General features: G+C 65.2%; 29 protein-coding genes and 1 tRNA gene. 14 read left to right on the forward strand and 16 right to left on the reverse strand.

What is annotated here, in order from left to right:
• Positions 1-55: 55 nt before the first annotated feature.
• The 5 genes from AC5P6H_RS07775 to AC5P6H_RS07795 all read right to left on the reverse strand — a co-directional run bounded on the left by AC5P6H_RS07775 (position 56) and on the right by AC5P6H_RS07795 (position 2,158).
• A complete protein-coding gene (locus AC5P6H_RS07775; RefSeq protein ID WP_495202463.1) occupies positions 56-454 on the reverse strand; it encodes an HNH endonuclease signature motif containing protein in 399 nt (132 codons plus the stop codon).
• On the reverse strand, positions 454-717 hold the full coding sequence (locus tag AC5P6H_RS07780) for a hypothetical protein (protein ID WP_495202464.1): 264 nt from the start codon (positions 715-717) through the stop codon (positions 454-456). Before AC5P6H_RS07780 ends, AC5P6H_RS07775 begins: the two co-directional genes overlap by 1 nt.
• A gap of 162 nt (positions 718-879) precedes the next feature.
• Positions 880-1,224: a DUF1064 domain-containing protein gene (locus tag AC5P6H_RS07785; protein WP_495202465.1), complete on the reverse strand. Its 345-nt coding sequence runs from the start codon at positions 1,222-1,224 to the stop codon at positions 880-882.
• Positions 1,221-1,673, reverse strand: a complete 453-nt coding sequence (locus tag AC5P6H_RS07790) for a hypothetical protein (protein ID WP_495202466.1) — start codon at positions 1,671-1,673, stop codon at positions 1,221-1,223. The genes AC5P6H_RS07785 and AC5P6H_RS07790 overlap by 4 nt, the downstream gene beginning before the upstream one ends.
• Positions 1,670-2,158: a glycoside hydrolase family 24 protein gene (locus AC5P6H_RS07795; protein WP_495202467.1), complete on the reverse strand. Its 489-nt coding sequence runs from the start codon at positions 2,156-2,158 to the stop codon at positions 1,670-1,672. The genes AC5P6H_RS07790 and AC5P6H_RS07795 overlap by 4 nt, the downstream gene beginning before the upstream one ends.
• A 130-nt stretch (positions 2,159-2,288) precedes the next feature.
• Here AC5P6H_RS07795 and AC5P6H_RS07800 point away from each other — a divergent pair, with 130 nt between their 5' ends.
• Positions 2,289-3,140 (forward strand): hypothetical protein, encoded by an 852-nt coding sequence (locus tag AC5P6H_RS07800; protein ID WP_495202468.1) that lies wholly within the window; start codon positions 2,289-2,291, stop codon positions 3,138-3,140.
• On the opposite strand, the gene AC5P6H_RS07805 is transcribed toward AC5P6H_RS07800, so the two are convergent.
• The 9 genes from AC5P6H_RS07805 to AC5P6H_RS07845 all read right to left on the reverse strand — a co-directional run bounded on the left by AC5P6H_RS07805 (position 3,137) and on the right by AC5P6H_RS07845 (position 7,240).
• The gene (locus AC5P6H_RS07805) at positions 3,137-3,565 is read right to left on the reverse strand and encodes a hypothetical protein (RefSeq protein ID WP_495202469.1); all 429 of its coding nucleotides are present in this window, start codon (positions 3,563-3,565) and stop codon (positions 3,137-3,139) included. The two genes, AC5P6H_RS07800 and AC5P6H_RS07805, sit on opposite strands and share 4 nt — an antisense overlap.
• The gene (locus tag AC5P6H_RS07810; protein WP_495202470.1) at positions 3,555-3,764 is read right to left on the reverse strand and encodes a hypothetical protein; all 210 of its coding nucleotides are present in this window, start codon (positions 3,762-3,764) and stop codon (positions 3,555-3,557) included. The genes AC5P6H_RS07805 and AC5P6H_RS07810 overlap by 11 nt, the downstream gene beginning before the upstream one ends.
• Positions 3,761-4,129: a Ref family recombination enhancement nuclease gene (locus AC5P6H_RS07815; protein ID WP_495202471.1), complete on the reverse strand. Its 369-nt coding sequence runs from the start codon at positions 4,127-4,129 to the stop codon at positions 3,761-3,763. Before AC5P6H_RS07815 ends, AC5P6H_RS07810 begins: the two co-directional genes overlap by 4 nt.
• Entirely contained in the window at positions 4,129-4,323 is a 195-nt protein-coding gene (locus AC5P6H_RS07820) for a hypothetical protein (protein WP_495202472.1), read from the reverse strand. The genes AC5P6H_RS07815 and AC5P6H_RS07820 overlap by 1 nt, the downstream gene beginning before the upstream one ends.
• Positions 4,320-4,982 (reverse strand): hypothetical protein, encoded by a 663-nt coding sequence (locus AC5P6H_RS07825; RefSeq protein ID WP_495202473.1) that lies wholly within the window; start codon positions 4,980-4,982, stop codon positions 4,320-4,322. The genes AC5P6H_RS07820 and AC5P6H_RS07825 overlap by 4 nt, the downstream gene beginning before the upstream one ends.
• Positions 4,972-5,862 carry a helix-turn-helix domain-containing protein gene (locus AC5P6H_RS07830; RefSeq protein ID WP_495202474.1) on the reverse strand — a complete coding sequence of 297 codons (891 nt, stop codon included), beginning with the start codon at positions 5,860-5,862 and terminating at the stop codon, positions 4,972-4,974. Before AC5P6H_RS07830 ends, AC5P6H_RS07825 begins: the two co-directional genes overlap by 11 nt.
• 1 nt (position 5,863) lies before the next feature.
• A complete protein-coding gene (locus AC5P6H_RS07835) occupies positions 5,864-6,175 on the reverse strand; it encodes a hypothetical protein (RefSeq protein ID WP_069117011.1) in 312 nt (103 codons plus the stop codon).
• Entirely contained in the window at positions 6,172-6,702 is a 531-nt protein-coding gene (locus AC5P6H_RS07840) for a phage regulatory CII family protein (RefSeq protein ID WP_111190574.1), read from the reverse strand. Before AC5P6H_RS07840 ends, AC5P6H_RS07835 begins: the two co-directional genes overlap by 4 nt.
• Before the next feature lie 106 nt (positions 6,703-6,808).
• The gene (locus AC5P6H_RS07845) at positions 6,809-7,240 is read right to left on the reverse strand and encodes a transcriptional regulator (RefSeq protein ID WP_495202475.1); all 432 of its coding nucleotides are present in this window, start codon (positions 7,238-7,240) and stop codon (positions 6,809-6,811) included.
• Positions 7,241-7,321: 81 nt separating this feature from the next.
• On the opposite strand from AC5P6H_RS07845, the gene AC5P6H_RS07850 reads away from it, so the two are divergent.
• The 7 genes from AC5P6H_RS07850 (at position 7,322) to AC5P6H_RS07880 (ending at position 10,718) form a co-directional block, all read left to right on the forward strand.
• Positions 7,322-7,819 (forward strand): helix-turn-helix domain-containing protein, encoded by a 498-nt coding sequence (locus AC5P6H_RS07850; protein WP_111201985.1) that lies wholly within the window; start codon positions 7,322-7,324, stop codon positions 7,817-7,819.
• Complete coding sequence (locus AC5P6H_RS07855; protein WP_495202476.1) at positions 7,761-8,102, forward strand: hypothetical protein; 342 nt, start codon at positions 7,761-7,763, stop codon at positions 8,100-8,102. The genes AC5P6H_RS07850 and AC5P6H_RS07855 overlap by 59 nt, the downstream gene beginning before the upstream one ends.
• A gap of 150 nt (positions 8,103-8,252) precedes the next feature.
• Positions 8,253-8,444: a hypothetical protein gene (locus AC5P6H_RS07860; RefSeq protein ID WP_197574486.1), complete on the forward strand. Its 192-nt coding sequence runs from the start codon at positions 8,253-8,255 to the stop codon at positions 8,442-8,444.
• A complete protein-coding gene (locus AC5P6H_RS07865; protein ID WP_099475733.1) occupies positions 8,441-8,656 on the forward strand; it encodes a hypothetical protein in 216 nt (71 codons plus the stop codon). Before AC5P6H_RS07860 ends, AC5P6H_RS07865 begins: the two co-directional genes overlap by 4 nt.
• Positions 8,657-9,249: 593 nt before the next feature.
• A complete protein-coding gene (locus AC5P6H_RS07870; protein ID WP_329767951.1) occupies positions 9,250-9,633 on the forward strand; it encodes a hypothetical protein in 384 nt (127 codons plus the stop codon).
• 3 nt (positions 9,634-9,636) lie between these two features.
• Entirely contained in the window at positions 9,637-9,849 is a 213-nt protein-coding gene (locus tag AC5P6H_RS07875; RefSeq protein WP_161771697.1) for a hypothetical protein, read from the forward strand.
• Positions 9,846-10,718 (forward strand): hypothetical protein, encoded by an 873-nt coding sequence (locus AC5P6H_RS07880; RefSeq protein WP_495202477.1) that lies wholly within the window; start codon positions 9,846-9,848, stop codon positions 10,716-10,718. Before AC5P6H_RS07875 ends, AC5P6H_RS07880 begins: the two co-directional genes overlap by 4 nt.
• A 441-nt stretch (positions 10,719-11,159) precedes the next feature.
• On the opposite strand, the gene AC5P6H_RS07885 is transcribed toward AC5P6H_RS07880, so the two are convergent.
• Complete coding sequence (locus AC5P6H_RS07885; protein WP_064239696.1) at positions 11,160-11,387, reverse strand: hypothetical protein; 228 nt, start codon at positions 11,385-11,387, stop codon at positions 11,160-11,162.
• 375 nt (positions 11,388-11,762) lie between these two features.
• On the opposite strand from AC5P6H_RS07885, the gene AC5P6H_RS07890 reads away from it, so the two are divergent.
• The 3 genes from AC5P6H_RS07890 to AC5P6H_RS07900 are packed head-to-tail and all read left to right on the forward strand — an operon-like array spanning position 11,763 to position 13,266.
• Entirely contained in the window at positions 11,763-12,071 is a 309-nt protein-coding gene (locus AC5P6H_RS07890) for a hypothetical protein (protein ID WP_288496656.1), read from the forward strand.
• Between the two features lie 11 nt (positions 12,072-12,082).
• Positions 12,083-12,418, forward strand: a complete 336-nt coding sequence (locus tag AC5P6H_RS07895; protein ID WP_495202478.1) for a hypothetical protein — start codon at positions 12,083-12,085, stop codon at positions 12,416-12,418.
• An 8-nt stretch (positions 12,419-12,426) separates the two neighbouring features.
• Complete coding sequence (locus AC5P6H_RS07900; protein ID WP_495202479.1) at positions 12,427-13,266, forward strand: tyrosine-type recombinase/integrase; 840 nt, start codon at positions 12,427-12,429, stop codon at positions 13,264-13,266.
• 93 nt (positions 13,267-13,359) lie between these two features.
• Here AC5P6H_RS07900 and AC5P6H_RS07905 read toward each other — a convergent pair.
• Positions 13,360-13,436, reverse strand: a tRNA-Arg gene (locus AC5P6H_RS07905).
• Positions 13,437-13,619: 183 nt separating this feature from the next.
• On the opposite strand from AC5P6H_RS07905, the gene amaB reads away from it, so the two are divergent.
• The 3 genes from amaB (at position 13,620) to AC5P6H_RS07920 (ending at position 16,455) form a co-directional block, all read left to right on the forward strand.
• Positions 13,620-15,152, forward strand: a complete 1,533-nt coding sequence (gene amaB / locus AC5P6H_RS07910; RefSeq protein ID WP_014646923.1) for an L-piperidine-6-carboxylate dehydrogenase — start codon at positions 13,620-13,622, stop codon at positions 15,150-15,152.
• Positions 15,152-15,991 (forward strand): SDR family NAD(P)-dependent oxidoreductase, encoded by an 840-nt coding sequence (locus AC5P6H_RS07915; protein WP_041863358.1) that lies wholly within the window; start codon positions 15,152-15,154, stop codon positions 15,989-15,991. The genes amaB and AC5P6H_RS07915 overlap by 1 nt, the downstream gene beginning before the upstream one ends.
• Positions 15,992-16,170: 179 nt before the next feature.
• Positions 16,171-16,455, forward strand: coding sequence for a DUF4190 domain-containing protein (locus tag AC5P6H_RS07920; RefSeq protein ID WP_495202480.1), 285 nt, complete (start codon positions 16,171-16,173; stop codon positions 16,453-16,455).

Raw genomic sequence — 16,455 nt, forward strand, 5'->3', positions numbered from 1 at the left:
AAATTCTGTGGACGCGAGAAGAAAGGGGGGCGCGCGTATCGGGCGAGGAAGGCCCTCAACTTTGACCCTCCCCCCTCCCTATCCGTTCAGCTTTCGGTGGATAACTCGCCGCTGGTTCAGCTCCGCCTTGCTGGCGCGCGTCCCTGCCGAACCCGCCGTTCTCCCGCACCGTCTTGGCGCTATGGCACGGCCGGCACAGCGGCTGCAGGTTGCTATCGGCGTTGTTGCCGTCGTCCCCGTCAATGTGGTCGACCTCAGTGGCCGCCCGCACCCTCCCCTGCTCCGCACAGCATCTGCACAGCGGCTCACGAGCCAGCACCACCGCACGGAGCCGGCGCCACAGCGAGCAGTTGGTGGGCAGGGCGCGGCGTGCCTGCCTCTTGCGGACCTGGGCGGTGGTCTCCTTGTACGGGCGCCAGCCGGCCGCACGGTGCTGGGGTGGCCGGGTCGGCATCAGTAAGGCTTCCCGTCCAGGTCGACTCGCTCCGGCTCGGCAGCCTCGTCATGCACCGGCGTGCCGGCCTCCTCGCCCAGCAGCTGCGCCACGGCCTGCACCAGCAGACCAACGTGCATTGCTAGCTCGGCGATCTGTTTGCCCTGCTGCTCGATGATCCCGACCAGTCGGTCAATACGGCTGTCGGTGCTGCTCTCAGTCAGCCCCGCCAGGGCCGTAGCGGCCGCAGCGCGCGCCGCCTCTTCAATCCGTGCAGCGTCCATCACCAACCCTCGTCGTTCGCAGCACCAGGCCGCGGCGGATCCACCACTCAACCCGCTCCCAGTCCGGTTCCATGCCCGTGGCCCGGGCAAACCACACCACCGCAGCCAGATACCACCGAAGCCACCACCGCATGCATATCGACGCCCGCACTGTCGCAGTCATCAGAACTCCTCCACTGCCCAGCCACCGCCGTCGCGCTTGGGCCTGACCTTCACCGCAATGAAGCGGAACGGGTACATGGCCGCTGCGATCTTGATCTTGGCCCGTGCATCGTCCTGCCAGTGCCCCTTCACCTCGTGGCACTCCATGACGCCATCGGCAGCCATGACCGCAAAGTCCGGGGTGTAGAACGTGTTGTCCGCCAGGCGCAGCTTCATGCCCTCGAACCGGTGCCATTGGACCTTGCCCACGGCCTGCAGCGCGCGCAGGAGCTCGGCATACGCTGCCTCGGTCCTGTTCATCTCGCCGGTCTTCAGCCGGCCAAGGGCCAGCATCCGGCGATTCATTGCGTCACCGTTTGCCGGTCGGCCGCGATTACTGCTTGACTGGCGCGGACGTGGTCGTCGGCGTCGCGGCCGATTTGAACAGCAGCTCCCGCAACTTCTGCTCGTAGTTCGGCGTGCGCATCACGTTCGACGGCGCCGGCGACGGCTTGGGACAGGAGGCTGGTGCTGCAGGTGGCGAGGTCGTCGCGCAGCTGGAGACGCCCAGCGCGCAGGTCAGCCACAACAGCAGCAGGGACGGTCAGGCGCAGTTCCCTGGCCTCCATGCGGCCAACCCGTTCGCCCAGCCGGGTCACCTCCTCGCGCATCAGCTGGATCACGTTGACCTCGGCCCCTTCTCTGGCTGTCTCTACGAACTGCTTGCGCCACCACAGCGCCACACCGCCAGCCCCAACCATCAGGCCGCCGACGGCGGTGCCGATTGCCTGCCAATCCACGTCGACCCCGATCATGGCGCCACCGTCCCGCCGGCCTTGCGGTACACGGCTAGCAGATCGGCAAGCTTCTGTTCGTGCTGGCCGTAGCCCGCGCCGGGCAGGCTCGCCCAGATCTTGCGGACGGCCTTGATGGCTTCCTCGATCTTGCCCGCCTGGATCAGCGGCAGCGCGCGGCGCTCCCGGATCTGCTGCAGTGCAATCAGGTCCTGGCTCAGAGGCGAGAAGTCGTTCAGGCCGAGCGTCTTCTTGTAGGCGTCGTAGTAGCGGCGCAGCAGCTGGTAGCGGCCTGCCGCAGTGGACTGGATCTTGAGCTTCGGAAGGTCGACCAGCACGCGCGGATGGTCGGCGTAGCTCTTGAACAACTGCCCGCCAACGATCACGTCGTAGCCACGGTCTTTGGTCGGCTGCTTGCCGTTGTCCGTACCTTCGGACCAGGCAAGCATGTCGAGGAAGGCCACGACGTTCACGCCGCCAGCCTGTTGGGGAGTGATCTGCGCCATAGCGTCTCCGGAAACGAAAAAGCCCTCGGCTCGCGCCGAGGGCTTCTATATCATCGTGACTAAAAATGTACGCTAGAGGTGCGCACCTGTCAACGGGTATCGTATGGATCCCAATCAACTACGGTCTGACATGGATCTCGTCACTTTTCTAACTGAAGTCCCACCGGGATCGCCTACGAGGGTTGAACTGGAAATTGATATCCCTCGGGACGCTATTGTCCGTGCCTCCTCACCTCCGAAGCTCACTTTCCCGAATATACGGCTTCACTGTTCGTCAAAGGGTTGCAACGGCGTACGGCAATTTCAGTCGCGGACGGAAATTGTCTTCGCAAACGTAGTGCCGGGCCGATTTTTCAGGACCTTTGCAGTCTATGTCTGCAAGGACTGCGATTTCGAGGTTAAGGTGATCGCCTTGAGATTCAAGGCCAAGTCTGCCGACAGCGCAATTTACTTTGAAGCGCTTAAGCTCGGCGAGGAGCCAGCGTTCGGACCTCCAACCCCCTCAAAAGCTATGACTCTTATCGGCGGAGACAGGGATCTATTCCTAAAGGGACGCAGGTGTGAGCTTCAAGGCTTGGGGGTTGGTGCGTTCTCGTACTATAGACGCGTTATTGAGAATCAGAAGTCACGAATCTTCAACGAGTTCATTCGTGTTTTGAGTGCAGTCGATCCCAGCAATGGGATAATTCCTGAGCTGGAAAGAGCAAAAAACGAGACTCAATTCTCTACATCGCTTGACACAATTAAACACGCCTTGCCCTCCTCCCTCTTAGTCAACGGTCACAACCCAATTCAGCTCTTGCACTCTGCCTTGAGTCAAGGGCTGCATGCGGAGAGCGACGAGGACTGCCTTCAAGTTGCCGGCGTGGTCAGAACGGTGCTTTTCGCGACCGCCGAGAGGCTCGGATCTGCGCTTAGGGACGACACTGAGCTGGCCAACGCCATCACGATGTTGAACAAATGGAACCGGAAGAATCCCTAGGCTGCTTGCGAATAGCCCTCGAGGCGACCACGCACTCTTTGGAAACCCAGCTCCACGAGGCTCAAATACTGCCGGTTCGATACTGCGCGGTGCCCGCAGTTTGCCAGTAGCAGTATCGCCGTCTCAAAGCGCTCCACCTTTCTTCGCCCCCGACCGCAGTAGTACGCACGCAGGGAGCATGCCATAGCGACATTGTCATGGCTTATGCTCGTGACAATGTCCTCGATCATCTGAGCGCGAGCACCAGTCTCCAGCGGCTTGAACCCGAGAGCCCTAACGGGCATGTCGCCCTTGTGTTCGATCAACAGTGCAAGCACGCTCTTTGGCCCGCGCCCGAGATAGTCGCGGTCTCGGTGAAGTGCGAATTCTTCGCCCCAATGCTCCAGCTCCGCGCGAACGTAGACGCCGAACGTATCAAGCTGCATATTCTGCCTCCCAGCTAGTCGACAGATACTGAACTTGGCCGCCGCGCGCCTTGAACTGCTCCACCGTCTCGTCCTGGCCCTTGGCGATCGCGCCCGGCTTCACCCGCTTGGGCCGGGATACCGTGTTGTGGTCCATCCGCCGCTCGCGTGGCGCACGCTGGGGATTGACCCTCGGCGCGATGGCCTTCGTCTTCTTCATGCTGCCGCCCTCAGTTCGTTGATGTAGGTCTGGTTTGCAATCAGCTCGTCGTCAGAGCCGTACGTCTCGTGGAAGGTCCGCGAGCCATCCATCAGGCTCGGGCCGTAGATCTGGCGCATCGTCGCGAAGGTGTTCCCCTCCATCGGATGCCGCATGTGGTGCCACTTGCAGAGGGCGTAGCCGAACATGTGACCGCGCCGCACGTTCCCGCTCTTGGCGTGGTTGTAGTCGCAGCCGTAGACCACCAGCTCCGGGTCCAGCAGCTCCTGCATCTGCAGCGCCAGGCAGGCCATGCACGGTCCTGTCTTGGCCAGCTCGATCCGGGTGGCTTCTTCCCTGGTCGGCTGTGGTGCCTTCGACCACATCAGCGCAGCTCCGGGATCGGGCCGGCGTAGCGGGTGATCGGGATACGCCGCATGCCCTCGCGCCAGACAGTCATCCCGCGCGTCGCGTAGACCACCAGCGGCTTGATCCCGTAGCCGTAGGCCAGATACCAGCCCGCCTCGGCCACCGGCTCGCTCACAGGGCGCACTTCGACGTTGAAGTGGTCAGGGCTCATGCTGCTTTGCCCTCCAGCAGCGCGACGATCTCGGCCAGGCGCGAACGGGTCCGTTCGTCCGCTGTCGGCGATGCCTCAACCGTTCCGGCCAGCAGCGCAAGCGGGTTGAAGGCTGGGGTGGCGGGCGGAAGGGCCAGGTACTCCGCTACCTGTTCCTTCGACAGCTGGCCAGCGGCCACCGCTTCCCGCAGTACGCTGTCCCGACCGGACCCGTCGCCGCCGAGGGACAGCTGGTAGGTGGCCGTGCGGTGCCCAGCGCGCGCTTCCTTCACCAGCCGGGTGTACACCTCCAGGAATGCCGGCCGGGCCGCGATCCTGTCGCCCGCCTGCACCAGCGGCAACGCTGCCGCCCACGCATCGCGGGTCTGCTCAGTCCACACCACGGTCGCACCTTCGTCGGCGGCACGGATCGCGTTGGCCCATGCCTCATTCGGTGCCGGGTGGCCGTCCTCGATGCGTTCGAGGATCGCCGCCAGCGAAAGTCGCGCCTTCAGCTCCCGGCGGCACGACGCCAGCGCGCGCTCCAGCATCGGCAGCGGGTACTGCGCCAGATCCGAAACCATGTAGGCCGCGGCGTTCGGGCTGAGCTGGTCGCCAATCACCTCGGCGGTGGCCACCAGCAGATCGACCAGCCGATCCTGCTCCTGATTACCGAGCATGTGCCGCCCTCCGCTGTGCCAGCAGAGCCTTGGCCGCGTCGGCGGCGCCGAGGTTGGTCTGCGTCTTGTCGGTCTGCCGCGCGGCCTCTTCGGTGACCTGACGGCCGGTGGCCCACTGCGTGCGGTATGCCTCGCACTTCGCCAGCAGCGCGCCCAGGTCGTGCATGTTCTGCACCACGTAGCGCTCGTTGACGGTCAGGAACCACGCGGCCACCAGCGGGGCCTCGCCGTGGCCGAGCCGCTGCACGATATGCCGGACGTTGCTGTTCACCTTGGCGTTGCGCACCGGTGCCACACCGTGGCGGTCACGGTAGGCACTGGCGTAGGCCGCCCAGGTAGCACGGCACGCAGCCTGTAGGTCGGTCTCGGAAACCACCGCCAGCGGCGCGGCCGGCAGGCCCGCCGGAAATGACGGTTCTCCTGACGGTTCATTGAGGGTTATATGACGGTTAGGCGGCACGGGGCGCACCCCTGGACCTGCGCCCGGTGCATCCCCTCCTGCATGGGGCGCATCCCCTCCTGCAGCGGGCGCACCCCCTGCATGGGGCGCAGCCCCTGTGCCCGGTGCAGTACCTGCTTTTCCAGACTTACGGCCAGCCTTCGACGGCGCAGCGGCCTTGTCGAAGTTGGCCGGAGTGACCTTATAGACCGTGCTGCTGTTGAACCGGCGGTCGCGGGTCAGCAGGCCGACGGCCTCCAGATGATCCATTGCCGTACGCACAGCGCGCGCCGACATGCAGCAGCGAGCGGCGATGGTGCCCACCGCCGGCCAGCACACACCGTCGTCGTTGGCCTGATCAGCCAGCGAGATCAGCACAGCCTTCTGCGTGACGCTCAGGCCCTGCAGCGGCCAGCACTGCGACATGATGATGGTCGACATGTCAGAGCCCCAGCGTCAGGTTCTCGCCCGGCGCAACAGGCCACCAGGTGCATGCGGGCTTGCCGGTGGTTGCGCACGGCGCGGTCGGGCCGCGCCAAATGCGTCCCTCGCGGGCCAGCTCAGGCAGTCGGCGACCCAACATGTGGCGATCAAGGCCAGTCAGCGTCGACAGGTGCAGGCTGCTCTGGCCAGGATGGCGGATCACCGCAGCCTCGGTCTTGGCATGCTGGACACGAAGCGCGCCGCTTTCAGCGAGCGCGGCGGCGGCAATGTGACTGGACCGCGGATCAGTGGAGCGGGCCGGGTGGTTCATTGGCGTGCCCTCCCCTTCGCTGCAGCGCGCGACACGTTACGGATCAGCCGGTGTGCCATCGTGATTAGCGAGTTGGCCTCTTCCACCATCAGCTTCGCTTCGTCGCTGTCGATATGGTGATCGGCCATCGCGTCCACGGCGGTGCCAGACAAGCGTCCTACGCGTGTGGTGATCTCCAGCAGCTTGGTCTGGATGGCCCCGATCTCGTCCGACCAGCCACCCTCCGGCGGAGGCGGAACGGTGGCCACCGCCATGCCGAATTGCCCTGCCAGCGCCTGCATCCAGTCCAGGGCGTAATCGCTGCCGCCTGCCTTCTCCTGCATCCACTCGGTCAGCAGTTCGGCTATCTCCATCGTCACGGACTCACCCTCCAGCCCGCGCAACTTCGCGCGCAGCGTCTCCGGGTGCATGGATTTGCCGCGTCGGTCGGCCAGGAAAGCGGCCGCGTCCACGACCCCACCGGGCGTCTTGCGCACGGAGTTGTAGAGGACGTCGAGCCAGTTGAGAGCGGATGTGCGGCAGGTCATGGGTCACCTTGGGGTGGACTGCGTTTCAAGGTTTCGGGCTGAGCCCGGGTGGCGCACGATGAGCGCCATGGAGATCAACTCAGGGACGACGGCCATGGATGGCCTTTCAGGCACTGTCGACAGGGCCGATGCGGTCAACGTCGGGGTCCGTATCGACGCAGGGCGAAGCAGCACCAACTGCGGGCCCCAGCAGGGCGAGAACGCTCGGCAAGGCAGGCACAGCTGCGTCCACCTCCCAAGCAGCGACGCGGTCTGCGGGCAACCCCAGCACGACCGCGAGATGTGCATCGTTGGACAGACCGAGCTTGGCGAGAAGATCCCGCTTCGTGACTGGGGCCAGTCCGGCCAAGGGCCCGAAAATTTCCGGGCAGAGGTCATGGCGCGAGACGCCCGTAACCGATTCGATGGGGATGGCCATTGCAGGGGGCACGCGCCCCCGGGAGCGCCAATTGCTGACAGCGCTTTGGCGAACACCAAGATGGGTGGCAAGGGATGTAACCCCGCCCGCGGCTTTCACGGCTCTGTCGAGTGCGTCCATACGGGGAGAATCACATATCGTGATCCTTCGCGCAACACATTTCGTGTTAGCATCGCATCACATACCGTGAAGAATCTCGGTATGGCCTTCTCCGACAACCTCCGCGCCGCCCGGCTCAAGGCTGGCATGACCCAAGAAGCCCTGGCACTTGCGTGCGGATGGTCGGGTCAGAGTCGTATTGCCAACTACGAGTCGTCGGCAGCCAGCGCGCGCGAGCCCAAGGTTTCGGAAGTACCCTTGTTAGCTGCGGCGCTCGGGGTGAGCATCGCGTCCCTTTTTGGGGAGGCCCCAGCGTCTCAGTCCCCGCGACCCGATCCTGCAATCCTTGCCGAAACCCACCGGTTCCTGGACAAGGCGTTCGGTACGCTTGGCAAAGCCTTCGACATTGAGTCCGAGGCAGATCTGTTCGCCGACGTGTACGAGTGGATCCTGTCGGATGAACGACCCGCAGATCAGCGCAACCTGGTGGATTTTGCTGCATGGCGCGAGAAGCGCGATTCACAAAGGGGAGCTGCAAGAAATGAGCAAAACGGACGCGCTGCTGCACAAGCTGGTCGAACGGATAAGCGCCGCGCCTGATAGAAAGCCCGCGCTCAGCGCGGTGGTTGGAAAGCGGTCGACGCACTTTGATGCCGTCGCGCGCGAGAGTCACCTGCGAATGATCCGCAGCCTTGCCAAGATATACCGCCCCTTTGGGGTGCAATTGATCATCGACCAGGCAACCTTGGGGCACGCTTCCATTGATGACCTCGGCGACGATGATCTGATCGAGCTGCACCGTGCCCTCGACCGCGCCCGCGAATGCATCAGGGACGATATTTCGTTTGAAGATGCTGGGTTGATCCGGCACACGTTTGACTAGGCGTCGCGTTGAAGTCTGAACGAAAACAACGTCGTTCAGAATTTGTAATACCAAAAATCACGTAACGTGTTGCATCGATAATCACATTGTGTGATCTTACTTGCGCCGCTCGACAGCGCCTCACTCCGGGGCCAGCGCAGGAGATCACGCATGGCTATCCTTTCCCTCGGCGTCCGCCAGTCGACGCCAACCGTCGCCGCCGACAGCCTCAGCGCCAAGGTGGTTTCCGACCTGGGCGCTGCCCGCCTCCTCCAGTCCGCTGACGAAGCCGAGCGCTATGCCGGCCAGCTGCTGGAAGCCGCCAAGCAGCTGCGCGCCGCGCAGCATGGCGCCGCCGCATGAGCGCCGCCCTCGCCAACCACTCCACCGCTCAGCGCGCCGCTGCAGCCGCCGGCATCGTCGCCCGCGCCGGCCGCCGCTGGGGCCTCCTCCCCTACCAGGTCGTCATCGCCTCCAGCATCGCCGCCAATGCCGTCCTGCGGCAGGGCAAGAGCGCTGCCGGCGCCGTCGCCGCCGCTCGCCGCGCAGCGCGCGCGCAGGCAGGTGCTGCATGAGCGCCGCTGCTGAAGTGCTGGCGGCGAAGCTGGCCGGCCGCTGTGCAAACGGCCTCGAGCGGGGACAGGGCACCAAGCTGCATGCGATCCCGTCCGCGCAGGTGCGGCGCCATGGTGGATATGTCGAGGCCACCGGCAAGGCCCTATGCGGAGCAGCCCCAGGCCGCCGTTCCGTGGGCTGGACCGCTTGCGAATCGCATCCTGTGACCTGCCCTCGCTGCCAACGCGCCTTGGCGCGTGGCAAAGGCGGGGCAGAGTGATGCGCCACCTGGCCCTGCCCTTCTACTGCGCCGCCGTCGTCGGCCTGCTGCTGGCGCTGCTCGCGCGCGCCATCTACACCGGTGCCGGCTCCCTCCAGCCGCCGTTTGGTGCCGGCGTTGTCTTCTTCACCTGGTGCGGCGTGCGCGACCTGCGGCGCAACTGGCCCGCGTTCCGCGACGAGATGCGGCAGCGCGCGGCAGAGAGAGCGCCCACACCGCTGCCCGCCGACGACACCCACTGCCCCCCTGCCCTGCGCTCTCCCCCTGTAGCGCAGGGAACCCGCGCCGGCCGGGTTCCAGCAGCCGGCAACCCATTCCACATCGAGATCCGCCATGACCGATTCAGTCGTTGTCGATTTCCAGCACGAGCCCGAGTTCGCCAAGAAGGAGAACGGCGAACTCCCCCGAGTTGAACTGATCCGCGAGCAGGTTGCCGGGTTCGTTGAGGGCTATACCACCGCCAAGGGCCAGCGGCCACAGCGCATCGTCGTGCAGGCTTCAGACCTGAAGCACTGTGTGCGCCGGATCCTCGCCCGCATGCAGAAGCCTCATCGTGATGAAGCCAAGGCAGCATGGATGCGGGCGCGCAAGGCCGGGTCGAAGCAGCCATGGCGCGAAGCGAAGCCCGAGCCAATCCCGGGCGCCACGCTCACCTGGTGTGGCATCCCGATCGAAGGCGTCGGCTACAGCCGCCACCGCGCCGTCGACAAGCACTGACCCATGGCCAAGCCGGTCCAGATGGACATTTTCGACGACGACCCAGCGCGCGAGGCAGCCGCCTGGCGCGTGCAGGCGGAAGAGTCGCTGAGGCACTTCCAGTTCCCCGAATCGATCCGTCTGGAACGGCATGCCTACTACCTCGGCGTGGCCGAACAACTTGAAGCCAGGGCGCGCGGCGCGCGCTCCACCAACAGCAAGGACATGCAGGCATGAGCAACGACAAGATCACGGCCGCCGCGCGCGAGCCCTACGACGCAATGGGGCCGATCGATACGCCCAATCCGCCTGCAGCGCGCGCCACCCTGGCGGACGTGCAGCCCGGTGGGAGGGTGAGGCTGGGGGATCAGGCCGAGCGGGCGCGGTTTGAGGCGTGGGGCCGCACGGAAGGTCTGCCGCTTGCCAGGGGCAAGCTCGGTGGCTATGCCTTCGAAGTGACGGCAAGGGCGTGGCGCGCTTGGCAGTACCTCTCCGCCCAGCCCTCCCCGGGTGGTCAGGGGGATGACAGCGATCTGTTGGCAGAGCTACGTGACGTTGAGGACTACTTCGAAGACGTAGACCCAAACCCGATCCATCTTGAAACCGTTCGAGCTGCAATCGAAGCACTCGCCGCCCGCCAGCCGGTGGGGGACGAAGAGCAGCCGTACAACTCGGGCGGAATCGAACTGACGGCGTGCCAGCTGCATGAAGCGTTGCTGATGGCGGGTGACCCCGAACTGGATGTCCCGTTCGAAGATCGAAGCCTTGTCCGGATTTTCTGGCCGGAAACAGGCCACAGTGGACCCGGCCTCTACTGCGAATGCGTCGGCGCCGAGGAAGAAGGCTGCATCCTGCTGGACGGGACCGCGCCTGCTATCGGCGAGCCCGCGCAGGCCGTGGACCTGGACGCGATGCGTGCACTGTTGCAGCGACGGATTGAGCAGTGGCGCTCGCACCTGCCCGCCGATCCTGGCGCACCTGGAACCCGCGAGATTGAGACCAAGGGCGAGCATGACTACAACAACGGCGTGCGTATCTACCGCGAGGGGATCGCCGTCATGGAGGAGGTGCTGTCCAAGATCGACAGCCAGGCGGTGGGCAAATGATCTCCCCTACTCCATCGCACAAAGCGCAGCAGCGGCATGCAACGCCTACCGCTTCGCAACCTCTGCTGCCTCGCAGTAACTGTATGCCGCTTTCGTTGACCCCTCAGCAACCGGGCGGCTGCAATCACGTGCGCCGATCCAATGAACGCGCCACATCCCTATCCAAGCGCCATCCCGTCCCCGCTGCTCCCCGACCGCGTGCCATTCAACAAGATACGGCCCCACCGACTCGTACACCGCGCACCCCCTCCCTGAGTGACGTTGGCATCCAGAACGGTGAGACCCCTCTCTCCGCGTGCCTATTGTCGAATAAACGCAGGAAGCATGTGAACGGCCCGTCAGGAGCTGCGGACACGCGCATCCGGTCAGGGGGCGACAGTCCAGCGAGGGACCCCGCCCATGGCTGACCAGTTGCTCACCACGGCTTCTACCAGCGCGCCTTCAGCGCCTGGACGCGAGGCCCGCCACGTGGCGCTCAACCGCAGCCATGCCGAGCTGCATCGCGTCGCCCTTGCTCCTGATCACACCCTCGGATCGCAACTCGACAGCGATGCCGTCGACTTCGGCTGTGTACGAGAAAACGTGATCCACGCTGCTCGTGATGGTCAGCACGAAATGGTAGCCATCGTGGAAACCGCGCAGGGTTCGATGAAAGCCACGGGTAGTCATGGGCCGAGCGCGGTAGGGGACTTGCAGCACTGTACAGCTGAATGCGGCAAGGCGACAGCATCCAGTCTGGCGGCTGGGCCGCTCCCCATCGCCGCACCAGTACGCAACGTCACCAGCGCGCAGTTCGTTGCTTCGCCAGGCGCAAGCGCTCTCTCCGCTCGGTTCCAATGTCTGTTGTCGTGCGGCCACGTCGTGATCCGCCCCGGCGAGCACGTGCGAGGCACCAGGTTCTCCTTGCGCGCACCTCACACAGCCCCTTGCAACCAATGCCCGAAGGAAGCCAGCCATGGATGACGGTCACCGCGTAATTGGCGCTGCGCAAGCCGCCTTTCTGCTGGAAATGCTGGTCGCCCACATCGAGGAGTGCAAGAAGCCATGACCCAGGAACATATCAGCCACCCGGAAGGGTTGCCGAACTGCGCCGCCGGCCACCGCGCGCGCCACATCCACGACAAGCGCTGCGCGTCCGCCGGCGGTGGTCACCTGGTCGAGTGCGCCTGCAGGTCAACCAGTAAGCATGCGAATCCCGCGGCAGCCATTGCAGCATGGCGCCGACTCAACCGGCCCGCGCGCAGCGCCCGGCCCGCAGCGGTGCCTGAGGCGAGCGACAACGTTCTGCAGTTCCAGCTCGGCCTAGCCGAGCGCAAACCAAAAGCCCAGCGCGCGGCGCTGGCGGCGAGCTGAAGGAGGACCCGATGGGAGCTGCTGAAAAGCTGGACATCGTCGGAAAGGACTGGCTGACCGTGGACGAGGCCGCGCACTACTGCGGGGTGTCACGAAGCCAGTTCGATTCGAACATCGCCGACTACGGCATCGAACCACGAAATTTCATGGGCAGGAAGCTCTACGAGAAGGCTGCCCTCTACTCTGCAATCTACGGCTCCAAGCAATGGTCAAGGTCACAATCTTCTGGCGCGATGGCGCCGCGTACCTCAACTGGCGGGAGGGCGGCAAGCGAAGCCGTGTCGCCATTGGTCGCGTCAGCCCACGCGAAGCTGAGGGCGTACGAGCGGCGAAAGAAGCGGAACTGACCCATGGAGTGCGCATCCTTCCCCGGCTGCCCACGGTCCGCGACTTCCTGGAGCCCTACCTGGAGTGGTACAAGGCCGAGCATCCCACTACGCACGGCAAGGCCAAGAGCGAGGTTCGGCTGTTTATGGCCCGCTTCGGCCATCGCCCTATCGATACGCTGCGTCCGATGGAAATGGAGGCCTACAAAGCGGACCGCCTGACCAAGGACAAGGTGTCACCGGAGACTGTGGGGAAGGAAGTGCGCAGGCTGCAGGCCGCGTTCCGGCGTGGCGTGCAGTGGAAGGAGCTGGACTTCAACCCGCTGGAGGAAACCCGGGCACCGCGAGGCGTTCGCAGCGTGGCGGTGCGATTCTACGACCGGGCCGCGATGCGCAAGCTGTACCGGGCGAACCCCGCCCGGGCACCCCTGTGGCTGTTCATGGCCCACACGGGGCTGCGCCGCGGTGAGCTGGTCGGACTGGGCAAAGATTCGGTTGCAGGGAGCAGGCTCAGGGTCGAGAGCGAGCCAGACGAAGATGGCCATGGACGCACGAAGTCGGGCAAATGGCGCGAGGTGCCACTAAACCGGTATGCGCGCTGGGCGCTGCGCCACCTTCCCGATCCGCTGGTGGCCGTCCACAAGGACACCGTGTCTGACTGGTTCGCATCCGATGCTAAGCGGGCGGGTATCGGCGGCAGCCTCCACCGGCTACGGCACACCTTCTGCGCCCACATGGTGATGGCCGGCGTTCCATTGCGAAGGGTGCAGATTCTGGCCGGGCACGCTGATTACGCCACGACCGAGAAGTTCTATGCCCACCTAACGCCTGAGGGCGATGATGGCGCCGTGGCAAAGCTCAAGTACTAGGCGGGACCGATGGGACCACTGGGACCAAATCCTGTGGATATGCGGGAAACAGTGGGAAATGCTCACCACTGAGTCTGCCTAAGTTATTGATTCTGGTGACCCCGGCCCGATTCGAACGGGCGACCTTCCCCTTAGGAGGGGGACGCTCTATCCAGCTGAGCTACGGGGCCATGCAGCCGGGAAGTTTACAGGCAACGTGCCCTGCCCTCCAAGCATTCATGTTCGGCCAGGCCTGACTGGCGCGTTGCACCATGGCCGGCCGGGGCGCTCTGCTACCATCGGCGATTCAGTTCATCGCGTCCCCCACCTGCCCGCGATGGCACCAAACAACGTAACGAAATACAGGAGTCTGCATGTCTTCCGAGCTGCTCAAGTCCCTTGGCCTGGACGCGATCAACGCTGGCACGTACCTGGGCAACGGGGAGTGGTCGAGCGCGACCAGCGGTGAGCTGATCACCCCGGTCAATCCGACCACCGGCGAGCCGATCGCGCAGGTCCGCGCGACCACCGAGGCCGAGTACGAGACCGTCGTGGCCCGCGCCCAGGAAGCCTTCAAGGTCTGGCGCACCACGCCGGCCCCGCGCCGCGGTGAAGCCGTGCGCCTGTGCGGTGAAGCACTGCGCAGGCACAAGGACGCCCTGGGTTCGCTGGTTGCGCTGGAAATGGGCAAGAGCAAGCCGGAAGGCGATGGCGAAGTGCAGGAGATGATCGACATCGCCGATTTCGCCGTGGGCCAGAGCCGCATGCTGTACGGCTACACCATGCATTCCGAGCGCCCCGGCCACCGCATGTACGAGCAGTACCACCCGCTGGGCCTGGTCGGCATCATCTCGGCCTTCAACTTCCCGGTCGCGGTGTGGAGCTGGAACTCGTTCCTGGCCGCCATCTGTGGCGACGTATGCATCTGGAAGCCGTCCAACAAGACACCGCTGACCGCCATCGCCTCGCTGAAGATCTGCAACGACGCCCTGCGCGAAGCCGGCTTCCCGGACATCTTCTTCCTGATCAACGATGCCGGCACCGCGCTGTCGGAAAAGATGGTCGATGACCGCCGCGTGCCGCTGATCAGCTTCACCGGCTCGACCCAGGTCGGTCGCACCGTCAACGAGAAGGTCGCGCGCCGCCTCGGCCGCTGCCTGCTGGAACTCGGCGGCAACAACGCCATCATCCTGGACGAAACCGCCGACCTGAAGCTGGCCGTGCCGGGCATCGTGTTCGGCGCCGTCGGCACCGCCGGCCAGCGCTGCACCACCACCCGCCGCCTGATCGTGCACCGCTCGATCTACGCCGACGTGCTGGCCACCCTGGTCAAGGCCTACAAGCAGGTGGAAGGCAAGATCGGCGACCCGACCGATGCGGCCAACCTGATGGGCCCGCTGAACAGCGAAGGCGCCGTGCAGCAGTTCCTCGATGCGATCGCCCAGGCCAAGGCGGCCGGCGGCACCATCGAGACCGGTGGCAGCCGCATCGACCGCCCGGGCAACTTCGTGTTGCCGGCCATCGTCTCCGGCCTGAAGAACAGCGACGCCGTGGTCCAGCACGAGACCTTCGCGCCGATCCTGTACGTGATGCCGTACGACACCCTCGATGAAGCCATCGACATGCAGAACGGCGTGCCGCAGGGCCTGTCGTCCTCGATCTTCACCCAGAACCTGAAGACTGCCGAGAAGTTCCTGTCGGCCGCCGGCAGCGACTGCGGCATCGCCAACATCAACATCGGCACGTCCGGTGCGGAGATCGGCGGCGCCTTCGGTGGCGAGAAGGACACCGGCGGTGGCCGCGAGTCCGGTTCGGATGCGTGGAAGGTCTACATGCGCCGCCAGACCAACACCATCAACTATTCGGATTCGCTGCCGCTGGCCCAGGGCATCAAGTTCGACCTGTGATGGCAAACGACGCGGACACGTCCGTGGGCCAGAGCCCCTCCGGGGATCTGGCCCCAGCGAGGGGTCGGATCCCCGCAGGGGCTCCGACCCTCGATTTCAGCGGCCGCCGCGTGCTCATCGCCGGCGGCAGCAAGGGCATTGGCCGTGAAATGGCGCTGGCCTTTGCCGGCGCCGGCGCACAGGTCTCGGTCTGCGCCCGCGGCCAGGCCGGCCTGGATGCCCTGCGTGCCGATGCACGGGCGCAGGGCTTCGAACTGCACGCGTTTTCCACCGATCTGGCCGATCCCGGCCAGATCCAGGCCTGGCTGCAGGCCGCTGCCGATGCCCTCGGCGGTATCGATGTACTGGTCAACAATGCCACCGGCTACGGCATGGCCGATGACGAGGACGGCTGGGCGGCCAGCCTGCAGATCGACCTGATGGCGGCCGTGCGTGCCTCGCGCCTGGCACTGCCATGGCTGCGTGCCTCCAGCGACGCCTGCATCCTGAATCTGTCGTCGATTGCCGCGCAGCAGCCGCGCCCCGGTGGCGCGCCGTATGCTGCGGCCAAAGCGGCGCTTTCGCACTACACCACGTCACAGGCGCTGGCGCTGGCCAAGGACCGGATCCGGGTCAATGCCATCGCCCCGGGCTCGATCGAGTTCGATGACGGCCTCTGGGACCGTCGCCGCGTCGAGGACCCAGCGCTGTACCACGGCACCCTGGCGAAGATTCCGTTCGGCCGCTTCGGCCACCCGCGCGAGATCGCCGACGCCGCCCTGTTCCTGTGCTCGCCGCTGGCGCGCTGGGTCACCGGTAGCGTGCTCAATGTGGATGGCGGCCAGGTGTTGATGGGCTGATACCGGCACTTCGGTAGCCGCCAACCCTGGTTGGCATGCCTTTCGTCGACCAAGGTCGACGCCTACCAGGGCCGAAATCCCATTCGTCGGCCAGGGTCGACGCCTGCCATCGCATCCGCCGGGCATGGGATTGCCGGGGCAGAGGCACTATCATGTGCACACTGCCAAGGAGGACCCCGATGAGCGTGGCACCCCGACAGACAAGCGCCCTGGCCGTGGTCAGCCTGGTCATGGGCATCGCCAGCTGGACCGTCCTGCCCTTCGTGGCCAGCATCCTCGCCATCATCACCGGCCACATGGCCCGCGCCGAAATCCGCCGCCGCCCGCACGAACTGGAAGGCGATGGCCTGGCCGTCACCGGCCTGGTGCTGGGCTGGGTCATGGTCGGCGCGGCACTTGCCGCCATCGTGGTCTTCATCCTGTTCTTCGGCGGCCTGGCGTGGCTGGCGGCGGTGTCGAACTGA

It is taken from the genome of Stenotrophomonas sp. YJH_SMC_110 (assembly GCF_059369255.1).

Bases quoted from the DNA above. Each gene is read 5' to 3' on its own strand.
- AC5P6H_RS07775 (WP_495202463.1), bottom strand. From the start codon at position 454: ATGCCGACCCGGCCACCCCAGCACCGTGCGGCCGGCTGGCGCCCGTAC.
- AC5P6H_RS07780 (WP_495202464.1), bottom strand. From the start codon at position 717: ATGGACGCTGCACGGATTGAAGAGGCGGCGCGCGCTGCGGCCGCTACG.
- AC5P6H_RS07785 (WP_495202465.1), bottom strand. From the start codon at position 1,224: ATGAATCGCCGGATGCTGGCCCTTGGCCGGCTGAAGACCGGCGAGATG.
- AC5P6H_RS07790 (WP_495202466.1), bottom strand. From the start codon at position 1,673: ATGATCGGGGTCGACGTGGATTGGCAGGCAATCGGCACCGCCGTCGGC.
- AC5P6H_RS07795 (WP_495202467.1), bottom strand. From the start codon at position 2,158: ATGGCGCAGATCACTCCCCAACAGGCTGGCGGCGTGAACGTCGTGGCC.
- AC5P6H_RS07800 (WP_495202468.1), top strand. From the start codon at position 2,289: ATGGATCTCGTCACTTTTCTAACTGAAGTCCCACCGGGATCGCCTACG.
- AC5P6H_RS07805 (WP_495202469.1), bottom strand. From the start codon at position 3,565: ATGCAGCTTGATACGTTCGGCGTCTACGTTCGCGCGGAGCTGGAGCAT.
- AC5P6H_RS07810 (WP_495202470.1), bottom strand. From the start codon at position 3,764: ATGAAGAAGACGAAGGCCATCGCGCCGAGGGTCAATCCCCAGCGTGCG.
- AC5P6H_RS07815 (WP_495202471.1), bottom strand. From the start codon at position 4,129: ATGTGGTCGAAGGCACCACAGCCGACCAGGGAAGAAGCCACCCGGATC.
- AC5P6H_RS07820 (WP_495202472.1), bottom strand. From the start codon at position 4,323: ATGAGCCCTGACCACTTCAACGTCGAAGTGCGCCCTGTGAGCGAGCCG.
- AC5P6H_RS07825 (WP_495202473.1), bottom strand. From the start codon at position 4,982: ATGCTCGGTAATCAGGAGCAGGATCGGCTGGTCGATCTGCTGGTGGCC.
- AC5P6H_RS07830 (WP_495202474.1), bottom strand. From the start codon at position 5,862: ATGTCGACCATCATCATGTCGCAGTGCTGGCCGCTGCAGGGCCTGAGC.
- AC5P6H_RS07835 (WP_069117011.1), bottom strand. From the start codon at position 6,175: ATGAACCACCCGGCCCGCTCCACTGATCCGCGGTCCAGTCACATTGCC.
- AC5P6H_RS07840 (WP_111190574.1), bottom strand. From the start codon at position 6,702: ATGACCTGCCGCACATCCGCTCTCAACTGGCTCGACGTCCTCTACAAC.
- AC5P6H_RS07845 (WP_495202475.1), bottom strand. From the start codon at position 7,240: ATGGACGCACTCGACAGAGCCGTGAAAGCCGCGGGCGGGGTTACATCC.
- AC5P6H_RS07850 (WP_111201985.1), top strand. From the start codon at position 7,322: ATGGCCTTCTCCGACAACCTCCGCGCCGCCCGGCTCAAGGCTGGCATG.
- AC5P6H_RS07855 (WP_495202476.1), top strand. From the start codon at position 7,761: ATGAGCAAAACGGACGCGCTGCTGCACAAGCTGGTCGAACGGATAAGC.
- AC5P6H_RS07860 (WP_197574486.1), top strand. From the start codon at position 8,253: ATGGCTATCCTTTCCCTCGGCGTCCGCCAGTCGACGCCAACCGTCGCC.
- AC5P6H_RS07865 (WP_099475733.1), top strand. From the start codon at position 8,441: ATGAGCGCCGCCCTCGCCAACCACTCCACCGCTCAGCGCGCCGCTGCA.
- AC5P6H_RS07870 (WP_329767951.1), top strand. From the start codon at position 9,250: ATGACCGATTCAGTCGTTGTCGATTTCCAGCACGAGCCCGAGTTCGCC.
- AC5P6H_RS07875 (WP_161771697.1), top strand. From the start codon at position 9,637: ATGGCCAAGCCGGTCCAGATGGACATTTTCGACGACGACCCAGCGCGC.
- AC5P6H_RS07880 (WP_495202477.1), top strand. From the start codon at position 9,846: ATGAGCAACGACAAGATCACGGCCGCCGCGCGCGAGCCCTACGACGCA.
- AC5P6H_RS07885 (WP_064239696.1), bottom strand. From the start codon at position 11,387: ATGACTACCCGTGGCTTTCATCGAACCCTGCGCGGTTTCCACGATGGC.
- AC5P6H_RS07890 (WP_288496656.1), top strand. From the start codon at position 11,763: ATGACCCAGGAACATATCAGCCACCCGGAAGGGTTGCCGAACTGCGCC.
- AC5P6H_RS07895 (WP_495202478.1), top strand. From the start codon at position 12,083: ATGGGAGCTGCTGAAAAGCTGGACATCGTCGGAAAGGACTGGCTGACC.
- amaB (WP_014646923.1), top strand. From the start codon at position 13,620: ATGTCTTCCGAGCTGCTCAAGTCCCTTGGCCTGGACGCGATCAACGCT.
- AC5P6H_RS07915 (WP_041863358.1), top strand. From the start codon at position 15,152: ATGGCAAACGACGCGGACACGTCCGTGGGCCAGAGCCCCTCCGGGGAT.
- AC5P6H_RS07920 (WP_495202480.1), top strand. From the start codon at position 16,171: ATGAGCGTGGCACCCCGACAGACAAGCGCCCTGGCCGTGGTCAGCCTG.